Annotated in this window: 19 protein-coding genes; 13 read left to right on the top strand and 6 right to left on the bottom strand. The window is 40.3% G+C overall.

Annotation, left to right across the window (positions count from 1 at the left end):
* The first annotated feature begins 107 nt into the window (after positions 1-107).
* Both ACSR9O_RS21010 and ACSR9O_RS21005 read left to right on the top strand, forming a co-directional pair.
* Entirely contained in the window at positions 108-1,166 is a 1,059-nt protein-coding gene (locus ACSR9O_RS21010) for a DUF2157 domain-containing protein (RefSeq protein WP_101225496.1), read from the top strand.
* The gene (locus tag ACSR9O_RS21005) at positions 1,159-1,695 is read left to right on the top strand and encodes a GDYXXLXY domain-containing protein (RefSeq protein ID WP_101225497.1); all 537 of its coding nucleotides are present in this window, start codon (positions 1,159-1,161) and stop codon (positions 1,693-1,695) included. The genes ACSR9O_RS21010 and ACSR9O_RS21005 overlap by 8 nt, the downstream gene beginning before the upstream one ends.
* 82 nt (positions 1,696-1,777) lie before the next feature.
* On the opposite strand, the gene ACSR9O_RS21000 is transcribed toward ACSR9O_RS21005, so the two are convergent.
* From ACSR9O_RS21000 to ACSR9O_RS20985, 4 genes are all read right to left on the bottom strand, one after another.
* Entirely contained in the window at positions 1,778-2,257 is a 480-nt protein-coding gene (locus ACSR9O_RS21000) for a C40 family peptidase (RefSeq protein WP_101225498.1), read from the bottom strand.
* A gap of 198 nt (positions 2,258-2,455) precedes the next feature.
* On the bottom strand, positions 2,456-2,728 hold the full coding sequence (locus tag ACSR9O_RS20995) for a phage holin (RefSeq protein ID WP_101225499.1): 273 nt from the start codon (positions 2,726-2,728) through the stop codon (positions 2,456-2,458).
* Between the two features lie 430 nt (positions 2,729-3,158).
* Positions 3,159-4,337 carry an LL-diaminopimelate aminotransferase gene (locus ACSR9O_RS20990; protein WP_101225500.1) on the bottom strand — a complete coding sequence of 393 codons (1,179 nt, stop codon included), beginning with the start codon at positions 4,335-4,337 and terminating at the stop codon, positions 3,159-3,161.
* Positions 4,338-4,398: 61 nt separating this feature from the next.
* On the bottom strand, positions 4,399-5,289 hold the full coding sequence (locus tag ACSR9O_RS20985) for a TIGR01777 family oxidoreductase (protein WP_491725014.1): 891 nt from the start codon (positions 5,287-5,289) through the stop codon (positions 4,399-4,401).
* Positions 5,290-5,508: 219 nt separating this feature from the next.
* On the opposite strand from ACSR9O_RS20985, the gene ACSR9O_RS20980 reads away from it, so the two are divergent.
* From ACSR9O_RS20980 to ACSR9O_RS20940, 9 genes are all read left to right on the top strand, one after another.
* Entirely contained in the window at positions 5,509-5,709 is a 201-nt protein-coding gene (locus ACSR9O_RS20980; RefSeq protein ID WP_230178429.1) for a hypothetical protein, read from the top strand.
* 75 nt (positions 5,710-5,784) lie between these two features.
* Positions 5,785-6,240 carry a GNAT family N-acetyltransferase gene (locus tag ACSR9O_RS20975; protein ID WP_491725013.1) on the top strand — a complete coding sequence of 152 codons (456 nt, stop codon included), beginning with the start codon at positions 5,785-5,787 and terminating at the stop codon, positions 6,238-6,240.
* A 275-nt stretch (positions 6,241-6,515) separates the two neighbouring features.
* The gene (locus tag ACSR9O_RS20970; RefSeq protein ID WP_491725012.1) at positions 6,516-6,986 is read left to right on the top strand and encodes a DinB family protein; all 471 of its coding nucleotides are present in this window, start codon (positions 6,516-6,518) and stop codon (positions 6,984-6,986) included.
* A gap of 171 nt (positions 6,987-7,157) precedes the next feature.
* Positions 7,158-7,742, top strand: coding sequence for a YjgB family protein (locus ACSR9O_RS20965; RefSeq protein ID WP_101225504.1), 585 nt, complete (start codon positions 7,158-7,160; stop codon positions 7,740-7,742).
* Between the two features lie 230 nt (positions 7,743-7,972).
* Positions 7,973-8,410, top strand: a complete 438-nt coding sequence (locus tag ACSR9O_RS20960) for a hypothetical protein (protein ID WP_491725011.1) — start codon at positions 7,973-7,975, stop codon at positions 8,408-8,410.
* Entirely contained in the window at positions 8,383-9,558 is a 1,176-nt protein-coding gene (locus tag ACSR9O_RS20955) for an S-layer protein (protein WP_491725010.1), read from the top strand. The genes ACSR9O_RS20960 and ACSR9O_RS20955 overlap by 28 nt, the downstream gene beginning before the upstream one ends.
* Before the next feature lie 299 nt (positions 9,559-9,857).
* Positions 9,858-10,682, top strand: coding sequence for an amino acid ABC transporter substrate-binding protein (locus tag ACSR9O_RS20950; RefSeq protein ID WP_101225506.1), 825 nt, complete (start codon positions 9,858-9,860; stop codon positions 10,680-10,682).
* Positions 10,666-11,370 (top strand): amino acid ABC transporter permease, encoded by a 705-nt coding sequence (locus ACSR9O_RS20945; RefSeq protein WP_101225507.1) that lies wholly within the window; start codon positions 10,666-10,668, stop codon positions 11,368-11,370. Before ACSR9O_RS20950 ends, ACSR9O_RS20945 begins: the two co-directional genes overlap by 17 nt.
* A gap of 29 nt (positions 11,371-11,399) precedes the next feature.
* Positions 11,400-12,137, top strand: a complete 738-nt coding sequence (locus tag ACSR9O_RS20940; RefSeq protein WP_491725009.1) for an amino acid ABC transporter ATP-binding protein — start codon at positions 11,400-11,402, stop codon at positions 12,135-12,137.
* A gap of 74 nt (positions 12,138-12,211) precedes the next feature.
* Here ACSR9O_RS20940 and ACSR9O_RS20935 read toward each other — a convergent pair whose 3' ends face one another.
* Positions 12,212-13,387, bottom strand: a complete 1,176-nt coding sequence (locus ACSR9O_RS20935) for an MFS transporter (protein ID WP_101225509.1) — start codon at positions 13,385-13,387, stop codon at positions 12,212-12,214.
* A 330-nt stretch (positions 13,388-13,717) separates the two neighbouring features.
* On the opposite strand from ACSR9O_RS20935, the gene ACSR9O_RS20930 reads away from it, so the two are divergent.
* Positions 13,718-14,428 (top strand): response regulator transcription factor, encoded by a 711-nt coding sequence (locus tag ACSR9O_RS20930; protein ID WP_434167926.1) that lies wholly within the window; start codon positions 13,718-13,720, stop codon positions 14,426-14,428.
* Positions 14,425-15,813, top strand: coding sequence for a sensor histidine kinase (locus ACSR9O_RS20925; protein ID WP_491725008.1), 1,389 nt, complete (start codon positions 14,425-14,427; stop codon positions 15,811-15,813). The genes ACSR9O_RS20930 and ACSR9O_RS20925 overlap by 4 nt, the downstream gene beginning before the upstream one ends.
* Positions 15,814-15,858: 45 nt before the next feature.
* Here ACSR9O_RS20925 and ACSR9O_RS20920 read toward each other — a convergent pair whose 3' ends face one another.
* Positions 15,859-16,212 (bottom strand): YxeA family protein, encoded by a 354-nt coding sequence (locus ACSR9O_RS20920; RefSeq protein WP_491725007.1) that lies wholly within the window; start codon positions 16,210-16,212, stop codon positions 15,859-15,861.
* Positions 16,213-16,215 lie beyond the last annotated feature (3 nt).

Below are 16,215 nucleotides of genomic sequence, written 5' to 3'. Positions count from 1 at the left end.
TTTTGGTACTACATGCGTTCCAATAAGGGTAGAAGAAAATTAGCATTATATTCAAAGCGGCAAGAGAATACGATGTATAATAGTAAAATGTGGAAGGAGGAGTTACTTTGGCCAACAAAGAAATAACGAAAAAGCAATTCGAGTTTCTTGAACATGAATTTAATTACCTTGAAAAGGAAGGAGTCATCTCCCAGCAAGAGAAAGTGAGGATGTTAGATTCCTATGACGTAAAAGGTAATTTGAGCTTCATCACTATTTTATTATCCATTGGGGCACTTCTTTTAGGTTTAGGCGTATTGACCTTCGTAGCCAGCAACTGGATTTATTTAAGTAAAGCGGTTAAATTCCTGCTTATCATTGCATGCCTAATCGGAGTGAACTTTGCTGGCGTGAAGGTGCAGGTACGCTTTCCCAAAACGTCACGAAGTCTGCATTATGCAGGTATTCTGATCTTTGGTTCAGGGATTTTTCTAATTGAGCAGATGTTTAATATCAGCATCAACTTCAACAGTTCCTTTTTATTATGGGCGATCGGTACGGTATTCATTGGATACTATTTGAAGGATGTCTTCGTTCTCCTTTTTACATCTTTCCTGCTTTTCATTTATATTAACGGAAGTATATTCGTTGATGAAACAGCTTATCCGCTTGCCATTCTTGTATTTCTGCCGGCTTTATACATTCTGTTAAAGAAATTCGATTACCCTAAATATCTGACCTTTTTCATTAACGCTTTAGCCATCAATACAATTGCCTTATTTCTTATGGAATTCGTGCCTAAGCTGGAGTTTGAAAATTCGAATACGATTGTCCTTTCCATTCTGTTTGTTCTGGGAATCGTGCTTGCCTATATTCCGGTAAGAGCCAAATTACAAAACATCACCCACATACAAGGGCATATCTTACATGGTATTACTGCACTCTTCCTTACCTTTGATTTTTCAATCTGGTTCCCTTTAGCTTATTTCGTTTTTCTGCTTTATCTCATTCTAAAAGGCAGTTTGACCAGCATCGTGATAATATGTGTACTGATCTTCAGATATTACATCTATTCTTTTGACTTCCTGCCAAAATCACTTACATTCATCATCGGCGGAATCATGCTTATCGGTTTTGGCTTCTTCTTCGAAAATCAACGAAAAAAAGGAGGGGAGCTCAATGAATAATCCATTATTCCGGCCACTTATCGTATTTTCCATTCCAGTCTTGATTCTGTTAGTCTTGGCGTTTCCTCCGGTCTGGACAACAATGACAGGAGATGTAATCAAGATCAAAACAGCCCCGGTCGACCCGACTGACTTGTTTAGGGGAAGCTATGTGGCTTTGAAATACGAAATTGAATCCGTTAAGCCATCACAGGTCGATGACTCGATTAAAACCGAGTTCCATACAAGAAATATGGGGGATTTTAAAAAGGTATATGTACGTTTAAAACAAAATAAGGATGGACTTTACGTTGTCGATTACGTAACGAAAGAAAAACCCGGCAAAGGCGTTTACCTTAAAGGGAAATTGGAAATCCCATATGACCTGCACAATGCTGAAACCATTCAGATCAGATACGGTTTGGACAATTATTTCGCATCCGAAGAAAAGGCAAAGGAAATGGAGAAGGAAGCATTGGCCAATCCTTCAGTCGCCGTCGTAAAGGTTCGTAATGGGAATGTTGTTTTAACGGATATCATCATTGAATGAACCCGGAAATGACTAGCAAAAAGAGCATCGGTTTTACGATGCTCTTTTTATTGCTGGACTTTTTTCATATGAACATCAGATGTTACTTAATGACTCGCTTTGCCCCTATATATTTTTCTTTCCAATACTTATCACTCATTTTGACGACCTTGACCCCTTTGGTGGTGGTCCCGATAAATGTACCATTTCCATAATAGATTCCTACAAAAGAAACCTGCCCTTTCTTACCTGTCGCATAGAAGACCAAATCTCCCGCTTTTAAATCTTTTTGCTTAACGGCCTTTCCGATTTTATACTGTTCCGCACTCGTTCTTGGAATCTTCATTTCTGTCGCGGCATTTTTATATACATACTGGGTTAGACCGCTAGCATCAAACCCTTTTGGGGTCGTCCCCCCATATTTATAATTGCTTCCCACCTGCTTCTTTGCCAAAGCGGCAACTTCATCGCCATAATTGATAGAGGCTGAAGCATTAGCCGGATTGAATATGAATGCCATCAATAATGCTCCGATCAAAACTATGGCTGCAAGCCATTTTGAAACTGGTAAACTATAACTCATCCTTTTTCCTCCCCAAACTGAAAATGAACCACAATTTTAAATGTATGCTGCATTTCGGTTTTCAGACCAAAATCATTTTAATTGGTGTGATCATCATTTCTGCAAAAAAAAACAAATAAACAGATAACGCCGTTGTGTAGCAAGTTACGGTGTTATCTGGTATATTCTACTCTTCAATAGATGAAAGAATAGTGCCCATTACTTAGGCTCATCGTATTGTCGTGCATTCTCACTATCGCTTAGACCTTTAGTAGTATGATCGACCACACCGCCGACCCCAAAGAATGTAAGCGCTATGAAGTTAATGATGCCTAAAGCCCCGTTCAATGCATCATCAGTAATGGTAAAGCCTATAGGGGTAATGAAATTGTTTATGAACGCGGCAACCATCTGCGCCAATAATAAAAGCCCAGGAAGGAGTACCGTGAATATAAACGTCGGATTCTTAAAACGCACTTTCCAGTTGATCATTGCTTTTCCCCCTCTCTATCATATTAAGTCCGAAATAGTTGCAGACTTACTATATATTATGCGGCTTGTCCTTTTTACGTTCGGAAATTCCATAAATAATCTATCTCTCTAGTTTCCCATTAACATGAAAAAGCCCATCAGTGGATGGACCTTCTCTTAAACTATCAAATAGTTTTAAAAAACGATAGAGCGCCTCACTTTAACAAATAAGTAACAACTTTCTCAAGCTCTATATACTCCTTTGCGTGCCAGTTGATTCCTTCCTTTACTTAAATAAGCTTCTGCCTCTATAGGTAATTTGGAAGTCACCGTCCGCTTACCTTTTCTCTCAATCTCCCCCGGAAATGATACTGGCGGCAAGTCCTCTGCCAGCCAAAACGGTTTATACTGCTGAGGCAATTTATAACCTGATTATATTGAACGCTTGATCTCAAACTCCATTTTTTTCCTCCAAAAACAATCCGATCCGTTCGGCAGCTTCTGTCAATCTTTCGGCCGGCTGGACCAAGGCCATCCGAACATACCCTTCACCCTGCTTCCCAAAAGCATCACCTGGAACGACCGTGACCCCTGCTTTTTCAATCAATGCATAGGAAAAATCACGTGATTTCCAGCCAGCAGGAATTCTGGCCCAAATAAACATGGTAGCTGAGGTTTTCGGCACATGCCACCCCCCTCTAGCAAGACCTGATATCAATGCATTACGTCGGGACTCATATTCCTTAACCTGTTCGGACAGCAGCGAAAGATTGGAAGTCAGTGCCATCTCGGCAGCTTTTTGGATAGGATAAAAAACTCCATAATCGATGTGTGATTTCAACGTTCCCAGGATGTTCAGCACCTCTTGATTACCCACCGCATACCCGATGCGGCAGCCGGCCATGTTAAAAGTTTTGGAAAGTGAGTTAAACTCGATCCCCACTTCCTTGGCACCAGGAATGGACATAAAACTAATTTGCGGATGATCATCAAAAATCAATTCGGAATAAGCAAAATCGTGAACCACCATGATCTCGTTCTTTTTCGCAAACGATATGACTTCCGCAAAGAAAGCTTCATCAGCAAGGGCGGTGACAGGATTTCCTGGATAACTGATGATCATCATTTTGGTCTTTTTCAATATTTCTTCCGGAATTCCGTTGAGCTGCGGCAGGAATCCATTTTCGGCAGTAAGCGGCATCGGATAAATGATTCCGCCGGCAAGCTCTACACTCGCTTCATAAATTGGATATCCCGGATCTGGCACCAACACATAATCTCCAGGGTTTATCATCGCCGTTGCCAAGTGTGCAAGGCCATCCTGCGATCCCATCAGTTGGAGGACTTCCCTTTCTGCATCCAGCTCCACCCCATAACGCTTCCGATAAAAATAACCGACTGCCTCATGGAATTCAGGCGTACCTTTTAACGTATATCCATAGGAACTCGGATCCTGCGCATACTTCACAAGCGTATCCACTACGAAATCAGGCGGTGGTAAATCCGGACTTCCTACACTCAAATCGATAACATCCAGCCCACGTTTCATTGCATCCTGCTTGCGTTCCGCCAACTCTGAAAATATCCCTGTTGTGAATCTTCCGACTTTTTCAGATGGAGTCATATTCATTCTACAATTCCCCTCCATTAATGATTTATATCTATCATTATAGCAATCAATCTCGAGTACTTTAAGAATTCATCAGTATATGTTCCAGAGCCTCATCAAGATGAGGGAATTTAAATGCATACCCCGCCTTTTCCAATCTCTCAGGTATGACCCACCGGCTTTTTAATATCAATTCTGTTTCGGTACCCATAAAGAAAGCCCCCATTTCAAGCATGGGTGTTGGACAGGGCAGTCCAATCCTAATATTCATGAGCTTTCTCAAATGAGCCATCAATTCACGATTTGTAACTGGATTCGGAGATGAACAATTAAACACCCCGCTCAAATCCTGATTCTTTCTCAGAAAAAGGACAATGTTAAATAAATCTTCTAAATGTATCCAACTGAATTTCTGATTTCCTGATCCTTGATGGCCCCCCAGACCAAATTTAACCAAATTCCTATATGGGGTCATCACTCCCCCATCTCCCAATACAATGGCGATCCGTAAAGCAATTTGTCTCGTCTTGGGTAATCGGAAATCGAAAAATGAGCGCTCCCACGCTTTCGCCACATCTACGGAAAAGCCTGAACCGATTACACCATCCCCCTCTGTCATTGGTTTATCCTCAGCATGCCTGTATATCGTTGCAGTACTTGAGTTTATCCATAATGAAGGAGGATTTTCACATTGTTCAATCGCCTTACCTAGCACTTCAGTCGTATCGGTTCGTGAATCCAATATTTCTTTCTTATTCTTGGCATTGTAGCGGCAATTGACCGTTTTTCCTGCTAGGTTTATTAACATATCCGAATTATCGATCGTTTCCCTTATTCCTTCTATATCTTCCCAGCCAGTATGCGGGGTTTGCCTGGAGATGATCCTTACCTCATATCCCAAATTCCTGAAATGCTTTTCAAAGTATTGACCGACAAAACCAGTCCCGCCAGCTAAAACCACTTTCTTTAGCATATATCCAACCCGCTTTCTTTTATGAGTGAATAGGTCCAATGATAACCAGTTCAGCCCTTATTGTGAATTACTTCACAATTATACCATATTATTACATCGGCTGGTATCACCACTACATAACGTAAACGTGTTCAACATATGGTGAACTTGTCCAAGCACAAAGGAATAATACACATAAATTAGTAATGTGAAAATTTATTAAACAAAGGGATGATTGCAGTGTCAAATAAAAAACTAAGAAGAACTGGTGAATCCGATAATGCTGGTTCCACAACTGGCGGTTCAGGTAATGGCAATTCAGAAAATGGAAATAGCAGTGTTAGGACTGCCTTGAGAAGAATATTAAAAGATTTATTAAACAATAATGGAGGTACTTCAATCAAGGAACCTATTTCAATCAAGAAATTCAGAAAAGATTAAGAGATTTCTTTTTTGAGATTAACATGGAAACCCTTTGGAATATTCTAAAGGGTTTCTATATTAATAAACAATAATATGATCTCCGCTTTTTGGTTTAATAGAGAAAAAGGAGAAGTTATGATGTATTTTCGAGACTGGAAACCTAAAAAAGATATCAAGACTTTAACGGATATTACAATAAGTAATTTTCGGGTTTCGTCTGATACAGTGCATGAAATTTTGCAAAAGTCCCATAAGGTACTTGTAATTTGTAATGATAAAGGTAAAATAATGGGATTTCTTTGTTATAATCTTTATTTATATAAATTCGCTCATGTTAATTATGTAGTCCTTGACAAGAAATATAGAGGAAAGGGAATTCTGCAATCCCTTTTACCGAAATTAGTGGCTCATGCGAGAGAAAAAGGAATCCTTGCAGTGTCCGGTTTGGTAAACAGAAATAACCCTGAAGCATTGCAGAAATTTAAAGACTTTGGCTTTAAACCGATTTTAACTTATCAAGATGACATTCTAATTCAATCCTTTTTATAACAAGGGCCTCCTGCCCCAGCTTTGCGTAATTAAGAAGATAGATTGTGAAAACATGGATTAAATATGAAGCATGTGTTCCTCCATACAAAACTAATGAAACCGCCTGTAAATTCTGCACGAATTCATGGGCATTTTCCCTGTACTCTCATAAATAATAGTAAAAAATTCGCTACCTCAAGTAGTTCATTGAATTTTCTATTTTTTCAAATGAATCCCATTATTTTCACCATCCATTCGTGTATAGTGAATGTATACCTGCAAAAAGGGGGATCTTTATGAAATCGATAGAACTTATCATCTTGAATCTGGAAGAGGTTAGAAGAAGAAACATTAAACTATGGACTTCAATACCTAAAGGCACACTACATTGGAAGCCAGACGACAAGGCAATGAGCTGTTTAGAAATGGTTAGACATGTCCTTGATAGTGAGCATTACTACCATTTATCCATTAAAAATCAAGGCAGCTTACCCGTTTATGAATCACCATTTGAAAAACAGCCGCTTATCTCTGTCGAAGCCGAATTAAACTTTGCGGAACCTTACAGGCGTGACTTTATGGAAACAATCCTATCCTTCAGCGAGGACGACTTATCCACTATTAAAATTGACCGCTCCGATATTGGGTATATCAGGGATTTAGGAGATATGTTGCTAAGGATCGCTTATCATGAGTCTGTACATACTGGTCAATTATTGGACTACTTAAGAACTGCTGGAGTTCCTAGAATTAGCGTTTGGGATTAACTGCATCATTTTCATAGGGTGTTTCATCACGGTGAAGCTCAATCAATTGTTCAACAAGTGGCTCTAAGTTTGACTGTCATGTGTATTTCCAAGTGTTACAATCATTGATCATCAAGAAAATGTTTCATGTAAGAAAATTGTGGAAAAGTAATGGTATAGGAGGGATAAGAAATGTTATCTAAAAAACCAGCGGCCAGAATGGTTAGCGCCGTTATTCTAACCGGTTCCCTTTTAGGGGCAGGTGCATCGTTTCCAACAGAACCGGTTGGGGCTGCATCCACAATGGATTCCGCTTCTGGCATAGCTAAGGAACACGCTCTTACCACCTTACACGAAATCTACAACAAAGCTTTTTCAGGGGAAATGCCTTATACTGCCTTGGGTTTGAAAATTGATGAAAACACCCAAAAAGAAGTATATGAGACATTTGGTCCTCCCCCTGAGCCAGGTAACACAGATGAAACTTTTGACTATTACCATGCAGAAATGGGGCATCCAGGATTTGCATTTGCCTATAATGATGACAAAACCATCTCACAAATCCGATATTTTGGGACAAATGTAGAACGGGACCATAATCTAGGAAGCATCACTCCTAAAGTTTTAGGAAAACAACTCGGCAGTGCTGACGAAATACGCCATATTTCCAGTACGAATGAAGACAACTACATTTACAAGACAGGGAACTATGAACTGCAATTCATTGTCGGTGAAGATCAAACTGTGGATCATATCAATCTACTCGAAGCTAAATAATATAATTGTCGCAGGCTGTAGAGAAAGAAAATTTTCTCTACAGCCTTTTTTGTTTCATGCCCTCCCCTTCTTTCTTCTTCTTCCAAACCGCTGTCAGCTTCCCGTAACATATTATGGAAGCAACCCGGCCATTTAATTTACAAAATCCATACTCCCCCCAAACGGGCTCTTAATATTTTCACAATAAAATTAGCTCAACATTATTTCAATATATGGAGGGTGTCCGTAAGATGATTAATAAGTTCAGGGCTTTCACAGGAACGGTTCTAAGCATAGCCATCCTATTTCAGGGTCTTCCGGTCGCGGTTGCTGCAAATGATTCAGCAGACACTCAGACAAATCCGGGAGGCGGATGGATGAAGGGGGAATATCATGCCCATACCACTCAGTCCGATGATGCCGAGGGCTCACAGAGCCTTGAGAGCTTGCTAAATAACGCATTTGATAAGTATGGTATGGATTGGATGGGAATTTCCGACCACTTGAGGATGTCTTCAAGGGATGCTGAGGGAAATTTGATTACAGGCGGGCCGATACCGCTATCTCAGGGAATCATACAATATCAAACCCCGAAAATGGAGCAATTGCAAAAAGAGGGCAAATTTAAAAGTAAAGTCATCTTTTCAGGCTTCAATGGGATATGCCCACATACGAGCATGTCGGCATAGGAATTTTGGGAGACAAGCCGGGCTCACCGAAAAGTCTGAAAGCTGGCAATCAGTTCGAATATCTGTTCACCAACCAGGATGAAAAGATGTTTGATCCTGATGATGTAGCCGTCTGGAAAGCACAGGATCAAAGAGCCAATAAGACATCCAAGGATGCTCGAACAGCATTGGCATGGCTCGAGAAAAATTATAAGAATACAAGTTATGCCATATTGAACCACCCATCAAGAAAAAGGGTGTACAACATATCTGATTTTCGCGACTTCAACAATATAGCCCCGGATGTCATGTTCGGGTTCGAAGGTATGCCAGGTAACCAGATGGAGCCGGATAGAGGCGGTTTAAATCTGACAACACCGGAAAACAGGACCTACGGCGGTTCCGATCACATGCTCGCTAAGGTAGGAGGTGCTTGGGATGCCCTTCTTGGGGAAGGCCGTAAGTTCTGGAACTTTTCCAATTCAGACTCCCATTTTGAAATCAGTGAAAACCGCTTTTACTCAAGCGGCTACTGGCCAGGTGAATATTCCAAGAATTATACATGGGTAAATGGTTCATCGATGCAATCCGTCCTTGATGGCATGCAATCAGGGAAATCCTTCTCCGTTTTTGGTGACTTGATCAGCGCCCTTGATTTCCAAGCTAAAAACGGAAACAACAAGGCAGATATGGGCGGGGATCTTAAAGTTAAGGAAGGACAGATGGTCAAGATCACCATCCGATTTAAAAGCCCCCAAAAGAACAATAACGGGGACCAGGTCAAGGTGGATCACGTGGATCTAATTTCCGGGGAAGTAACCGGGAAAGCAGTACCTGGAACACCTGCTTATAAAGCCACCAATGATACGACAAAAGTGGTTAAACGCTTTACAAGTAAAGACTGGAAAACCGATCGCGATGGTTTTCATACCATCACTTACAAGTTCAGAGCAAATAAGGATCAATATTTCCGTTTGCGCGGCACGAATCTCGGGGAAAATGTCTCTGGAGAAACGATGGACGGTGAACCGCTGATCGATGCAAAGACTGAAATCGAGGATAACGAAAAACGCTTTTCAGAAATAAACAAACGTAACTATAAAGACCTTTGGTTCTATTCGAACCCTATCTTCGTTAGTGTAGAGGATAAAAATCATAAAAAACGTTAAGTTAAAAAGAATCCTGAAATAGTTCTGGACAGTCCAAAAAGCCCCTCTCCGCTTAGCTAATAGTTGACGTGGATAAGGGGCTTTTTGCCTCCTTAGAATGGATATCGGTTCAGCTCCTTCCCTGGTTGACGATACACCTTTCTTTTACTTTTATTTTCACTTCAATGCGTGAAAAACCGTATAATTCACCAAGTTTCATTAACACTAATGATATAAGTTATTTTCATTGACTTTTTTCCTTTTCTTGTATAGTATCACAGAGTATCAATCCCTATCAGATTACTAGGAGGTTTACCCAAATGAAAAAAATGGTTGCACTTTTATCGCTATTGTTAGCTTTCACGGTTGTACTTACCGCTTGTGGTACCGATACAAAAAATGAGGCAAACGATACCGACAATAAATCTTCTTCACAAGAAAGTCTATATGATAAAGTCAAAAAAGATGGCGTATTAACTGTTGGAACAGAAGGTACATATCCTCCTTTCACATTCCACGATGATTCAGATAAACTAACGGGGTTTGATGTTGAAATTGCTAAAGAAGTGGCAAAACGCCTTGGAGTGAAAGCTGAATTCAAGGAAACACAATGGGACGGCATGTTTGCAGGCTTGGATGCAAAACGTTTTGATATGATCGCAAACCAAGTGGGCATCGATGAAGACCGTCAAAAGAAATATGATTTCTCTGACCCATATATTCAATCAGGGGCCGTATTACTGGTACACAAAGATAATACGGATATTAAATCCTTCGATGATTTAAAAGGCAAGACCTCTGCACAATCTTTAACGAGTAACTACAATGACTTAGCCAAATCTCATGGTGCTGAAGTTACAGGTATTGAAGGATTTTCTCAATCCGTACAGCTTATTGGTTCTAAACGTGTAGATGCCACGATCAATGACAAATTATCGTACCTTGATTATAAAAAGCAACACCCGGATGCACCTATCAAAGTGGCTGATGAGGAAGAAAGCGGAGTTGCAAGTGGTTTAATGTTCAGAAAAGACAGTGGCAAATTAGTGGAAGAAGTAAACAAAGCACTTAAAGCAATGAAAGACGACGGCACGTACGCGAAAATCTCGGATAAATGGTTTGGTGAAGATGTTTCTCCTAAGTAATATTTTCACCGACCCCGAGCGTATGAACCAGCTTGTTTCCATCGCTCAAACCTCCCTCTATCCTATGATAGAGGGAGCTATTCAATATACGATTCCACTAACATTGATCACATTCGTTCTCGGTCTTATTCTTGCTGTACTCACAGCATTGGCAAGATTATCTTCCATAAGGATTCTTCAAATAATTGCGCGTGTATATGTGTCAATCATCCGCGGGACACCTTTACTTGTGCAATTATTTATCATTTTCTATGGACTTCCAAATTTAGGTGTAACAATCAATCCTTTCATATCGGCCATTATAGGATTCTCTTTAAATGTGGGAGCATACGCTTCAGAAATTATCCGAGCAGCCATTTTATCCATACCAAAAGGGCAATGGGAAGCAGGCTATTCAATCGGGATGACATATACCCAAGCTTTAAAGCGCATCATTTTGCCTCAAGCTGCGCGGGTATCCATTCCCCCATTATCCAATACGTTCATTAGCCTTTTAAAGGATACATCGCTTGCCTCACTCATTCTGGTAACGGAATTGTTCCGTAAAGCTCAAGAAATCGCTGCAAAAAACTATGAATTTCTACTACTTTACATAGAAGCAGCTGCTTTATATTGGATTTTGTGTACAATACTATCTTTCATTCAAGGAAGTTTAGAGGACAGACTTAATCGTTATGTAGCAAAATAAGAACCGCAGTAGTTAAAGGAGATTTTAAAATGATCAACATTAAGAATCTTCATAAATCGTTTGGTGACCTTGAAGTATTAAAAGGCATCGATTTGGAAGTGGAGCAAGGTAAAGTCATTGTATTGATCGGTCCTTCGGGTTCAGGTAAAACAACCTTTCTTCGGTGTTTGAATCTCCTTGAAGTACCCACGGACGGGACGATTGAAATTGATGAAACCATAATGGACTTCAAAAAATCCGTTAAAAAAAATTCAATTACATCTTTTCGCAGTTTAACAGGGATGGTTTTCCAAAGCTATAACCTCTTCCCCCACAAAACAGCATTGGAAAATGTAATGGAAGGACCCATCATTGTAAAAAACATAGCCAAACATCAAGCAAAGGAAACGGCTGCTGCCCTGCTTACAAAAGTCGGCTTAGGTGAGAAAATCGATTTTTATCCGTTTCAATTGTCCGGCGGACAGCAGCAACGAGTCGGAATTGCAAGGGCCCTGGCCATGGAGCCAAAGGTCATGCTATTCGATGAACCCACTTCCGCTTTAGATCCCGAACTAGTTGGAGACGTGTTACAGGTCATGAAAGACCTGGCGAAAGAGGAAGGCATGACAATGATCGTGGTAACCCATGAAATGCGTTTCGCCCGTGAAGTCGCCGACGAAGTCATTTTCATGGATGATGGAAAAATAATGGAGCGGGGAACACCCGAGCAGATCTTCACAAACCCTAAAGAAGCGCGCACACGTAAATTCCTCAATCTGATTCAATAAAAAAACGGTGCTATTAAAGCACCGCTCGCAGCCCCCCCATTTCAAAAAATGGGGGTTTTTTGCCCACCATCAAATTAATGAGATGCTGGGACCTGTCTAGTCTGTGTCCGTGCATGGTATAACTGAAAAAGAAGCAAAGCAAAAACGGAAAGGATCGCTCCCGATATAAATGGTAAATCAATCGAAATTGAAAATAACCAACCGCCGATCGGAGGACCTGCAATCCTGCCGAACGAGTCGAAGGAAGATAACAGTCCAGTGACACTGCCATGGCCCGTCATGGAACTTTTGGTCAGTAACGCCGAAATTGCCGGACGGATGAACCCATTTCCCACTCCGAAAATCGTCAGGAAGATCGCCGATGTCCAAAAGCCGGAAGAAAACAGGATGAGTATGAACCCAGCTGCCGAGATGATGATTCCCATTCGGATGACCGCTCCTTCTCCATATTTCTTTGTCATCCTACCCACTAATCCACCTTGAACGATTGCACTGCCAACTCCCATGATCATAAAGATATAGCCTAATTGGACAAGACTTATATCAGCCTTTTTGGCTGCAAAATAAGCAAAAGTCGTTTCTAGTCCTGCCATAGAAAGAGTGACGATCAATTGCAGAAAGAACATGGTTTTAAGTGGCCCTCTAAAGGCTTTCCACATAGATTCTTTATTTTTTGACTGCTGGGCCCTCTTTTCAACTGTATGTGATTCCTTCAGTATCGCAATCACTAAGAATAAAGTAATCAAAGAGGTAATTCCAGCAATGTAAAAAGGTAAATTCAAACTTGATTTGGAGAATACCCCGCCAATCGCCGGACCAAAGATGAAACCAAGCCCTGTAGCGGCCCCGATGATCCCCATCCCTTTTCCGCGATCTTCCGGCGTCGTGATGTCAGCCACATACGCCATTGCGGTTGGCATGTTTGCCGATGACAATATCCCGCCAATAATCCTTGCTACAAATAATACCCATAAGGAATCTGCCGAGGCCGTGATAAAAAACGAAAGAGCCAAACCAGCAATCCCGATTATCATGACAGGCTTACGTCCTATCCGGTCAGATATACGTCCCCACACCGGGGCAAAAAATAATTGCATTAATGAATAAACAGCCATTAAAAGTCCAAGCTCAGTAGGACTGCCACCAACCTTTTCTGCAAGAAACGGAATGACGGGAATAATGATCCCAAATCCGACCATGACTAAAAACATCACTAAAAAAAGAACGGGTAACACTTTTTTTGTTTCCATTATTTTTTTCTCCTTTTACTCTTCCACATTCGCTGTATAAGCAATGAATTCCTGAATCATATTACTTAGCATAATCTTCCTGACAATACTTTAAACAGTTTATCATACAACCTTTACCAAATCAGTATGAAGCACGATCTTCTTACCCAAACCACCTTAACTAAATACAGAACAGATAACAGGATTCCTGATCTGAACATAAATTTTTCATTTAATGGCACTTTTCGTGAAAATAATGGATGGGTTCGTTAAAAAACTTTCCCTCCCCTTATTTTTTGTTAAGGGGTACTCTATACTGTAGGGTATGATTGATGTGTAGGAGGTAAAAGAATGTCTAATGATCAGTGGATTTTAATTATTGACGATGAAGAAGACTTGGCACGTCTCATGGAGACGGTTTTACATAAAGAAGGTATCCCGAATATTGTTACGGCGGGGACGATTGCGGATGGGTGGGCAAAGTTTCAGAAGTTCAATCCATCACTAGTCTTGCTAGATATTATGCTGCCAGATGGTGAAGGCTATGATTTATGCAAGCAAATTCGGGAAGTGTCGAATGTGCCCATTCTATTTTTGTCGGCAAAGGATGAGGAAATTGATAAGCTTTTAGGGTTGGCGATTGGCGGGGATGATTATATTACCAAGCCATTCAGTCCGAAGGAAGTTGCATATCGGGTAAAGGCGCAGCTGAGGCGTGCGGGCTTTTCAGAGGAAAAAGCTGCTCCGAAAAAATTTCAAGTTGGTCCTTTTGAGCTTAGTGCAAATGAAAATGAAGTGAAAAAGGATGGCAAAACGCTAGAGCTCACAGCTAAAGAAATCGGACTGATGAGCTGTTTTATGCATCACCCAAATCAGATTTTGAGCAAAGAAACTTTATTTGAACATGTGTGGGGCGATGATTACTTTGGCTCTGATAATACAGTTATGGTTCATATTCGCCGTTTACGCGAAAAAATCGAGGCGGATCCTTCAAACCCTTCTTTTTTAATAACCGTTAAAGGACTTGGTTATAAATTACAAACCAAGGGTGAAACAAGATGAAGTGGAAATTGACACGGCGCTTTTTAGGATCCGTTGTGACAATTGTTGTAATCGTAGGAATCGTAAATACAATTTTACTTTTATGCTTACTCTTTGTTCATTTCGACACGGAAGAGGAATCTGCGGAAAACTTTAGCCGATCTTTTTCACAATATGTAGAACTGATAGATGACAAACCAATGGTAAATGAAGATGGGCTGGAAAAACTGCGGAACAATAACGCCTGGATACAATTTTTGAATGATAAGGGCGAACAAGTTTCTGCCTATTACACACCTCAAAAATTGCAAACCGTATATTCTCCTGTTGAAATCGTCCAAATGTATAAGTATAAAGAAATTGATGCAGAGACGACTGTTTTCGTCGGCGAAGCTCATGATTTCAGCTATTTTGTAGGGGTTAAAGATCGAGGAATAGGCCGATATGTAATGTCCTATAATTATGTTCACATTTTAAAGTACATCAACATCATACTTTTACTGTTTTTAACCGTGGATATTATTATCGCCCTAGTCATTGGACTATTATTTGGTAAAAGATTAACGACACCACTTAACACTTTAATAGAAGGAATACAGCAGCTTCGCGAAAGACGTTTCAAAAAGATGAGTATACCAAAAGGCGTTTATGAAGATGTCTTTCACAATATGAATGAACTATCTATAAAGTTGGATCAGTATGAAAAGGAACGTGATCAACTCGACCAAATGCGTGAGGAATGGATTAGCAATGTTTCTCATGACATGAAGACGCCACTTGCTTCCATCCATGGATATACAGAATTGATGAAAGATAATGCCTCTGAATTAACACCACAGGAATTGTATGAGTTTACATCCATTATTAATAGACAGTCCGTATATATGAAAGACTTATTGGATGACCTCAATTTAACGATGCGTTTGCGCAACCAACGACTTCCTTTGCAATTTGAAGTTGTTGATATCGTTGGGTTTATAAGAGAAATGACGATCGAGCTTTTAAATGATTCACAATTTGGTGATAAACAGGTTGAGTTTGTGGCAAATGTGGATAAAGCAACACGTAAAGTGGATAAAAAATTACTGAAACGGGCGATTTTTAACTTTATCTACAATGCGCTCGTACATAATGATGAAAGTGTCGTCGTGAAAATACAAATTGATGATATTGGTCCACAATCGGAACTTCATACCAAAATTACCATTGCCGATAATGGCCGCGGTATTCCCGACAAAGACTTGGAACAGGTTTTTGAACGCTACTATCGAGGTACGAATACTGCCAGTACACATGGGACCGGTTTAGGAATGGCCATTGCAAGGGACATTATTCTGGCTCATAAAGGTAAACTTGATTTGACTAGCGTTGAAAATAAGGGAACCACAATTACGATACTTTTATAATTATTTAAAGGGCTGTCCATAATTTACAGACAGCCCTTCTTTCATTTATCTTGTTCGTGCTTTTTTTGGAATATCCTCAAATTTCACTTCATCATATGACGAAACCTCATCACCATTTTTCACGTACATCTTTAAGTAAGCGTCTTTTCGAAGATTCTTTTGTGCCGTGAATTCAAGTGGTATCGTTTCACCATCTGCATTTTTGGCGTCCAGTTTATAAGAATAGTAAGTCATCACTGAACCATCATCCAGTTTGGTTTCATGTTGTACCCCATCCTCTGTAATTTGCAAATAATAATTATCGGCATTCATGCGGTTAAAGTCCATTTTAGTAAGTGCGAAGACACCTGCCGCTCCCAATATAAACAAAATGCCAACTACCATAATAAATTTCTTCATCTC

The organism is Peribacillus sp. B65, assembly GCF_058513295.1.
The sequence above is the reverse complement of the archived record's forward strand: the minus strand, read 5'-3'. Positions and strand labels throughout refer to the sequence as shown.

Bases quoted from the DNA above. Each gene is read 5' to 3' on its own strand.
- ACSR9O_RS21005 (WP_101225497.1), top strand. From the start codon at position 1,159: ATGAATAATCCATTATTCCGGCCACTTATCGTATTTTCCATTCCAGTC.
- ACSR9O_RS21000 (WP_101225498.1), bottom strand. From the start codon at position 2,257: ATGAGTTATAGTTTACCAGTTTCAAAATGGCTTGCAGCCATAGTTTTG.
- ACSR9O_RS20995 (WP_101225499.1), bottom strand. From the start codon at position 2,728: ATGATCAACTGGAAAGTGCGTTTTAAGAATCCGACGTTTATATTCACG.
- ACSR9O_RS20990 (WP_101225500.1), bottom strand. From the start codon at position 4,337: ATGAATATGACTCCATCTGAAAAAGTCGGAAGATTCACAACAGGGATA.
- ACSR9O_RS20985 (WP_491725014.1), bottom strand. From the start codon at position 5,289: ATGCTAAAGAAAGTGGTTTTAGCTGGCGGGACTGGTTTTGTCGGTCAA.
- ACSR9O_RS20975 (WP_491725013.1), top strand. From the start codon at position 5,785: ATGATCTCCGCTTTTTGGTTTAATAGAGAAAAAGGAGAAGTTATGATG.
- ACSR9O_RS20970 (WP_491725012.1), top strand. From the start codon at position 6,516: ATGAAATCGATAGAACTTATCATCTTGAATCTGGAAGAGGTTAGAAGA.
- ACSR9O_RS20965 (WP_101225504.1), top strand. From the start codon at position 7,158: ATGTTATCTAAAAAACCAGCGGCCAGAATGGTTAGCGCCGTTATTCTA.
- ACSR9O_RS20960 (WP_491725011.1), top strand. From the start codon at position 7,973: ATGATTAATAAGTTCAGGGCTTTCACAGGAACGGTTCTAAGCATAGCC.
- ACSR9O_RS20955 (WP_491725010.1), top strand. From the start codon at position 8,383: ATGCCCACATACGAGCATGTCGGCATAGGAATTTTGGGAGACAAGCCG.
- ACSR9O_RS20950 (WP_101225506.1), top strand. From the start codon at position 9,858: ATGAAAAAAATGGTTGCACTTTTATCGCTATTGTTAGCTTTCACGGTT.
- ACSR9O_RS20945 (WP_101225507.1), top strand. From the start codon at position 10,666: ATGTTTCTCCTAAGTAATATTTTCACCGACCCCGAGCGTATGAACCAG.
- ACSR9O_RS20940 (WP_491725009.1), top strand. From the start codon at position 11,400: ATGATCAACATTAAGAATCTTCATAAATCGTTTGGTGACCTTGAAGTA.
- ACSR9O_RS20935 (WP_101225509.1), bottom strand. From the start codon at position 13,387: ATGGAAACAAAAAAAGTGTTACCCGTTCTTTTTTTAGTGATGTTTTTA.
- ACSR9O_RS20930 (WP_434167926.1), top strand. From the start codon at position 13,718: ATGTCTAATGATCAGTGGATTTTAATTATTGACGATGAAGAAGACTTG.
- ACSR9O_RS20925 (WP_491725008.1), top strand. From the start codon at position 14,425: ATGAAGTGGAAATTGACACGGCGCTTTTTAGGATCCGTTGTGACAATT.
- ACSR9O_RS20920 (WP_491725007.1), bottom strand. From the start codon at position 16,212: ATGAAGAAATTTATTATGGTAGTTGGCATTTTGTTTATATTGGGAGCG.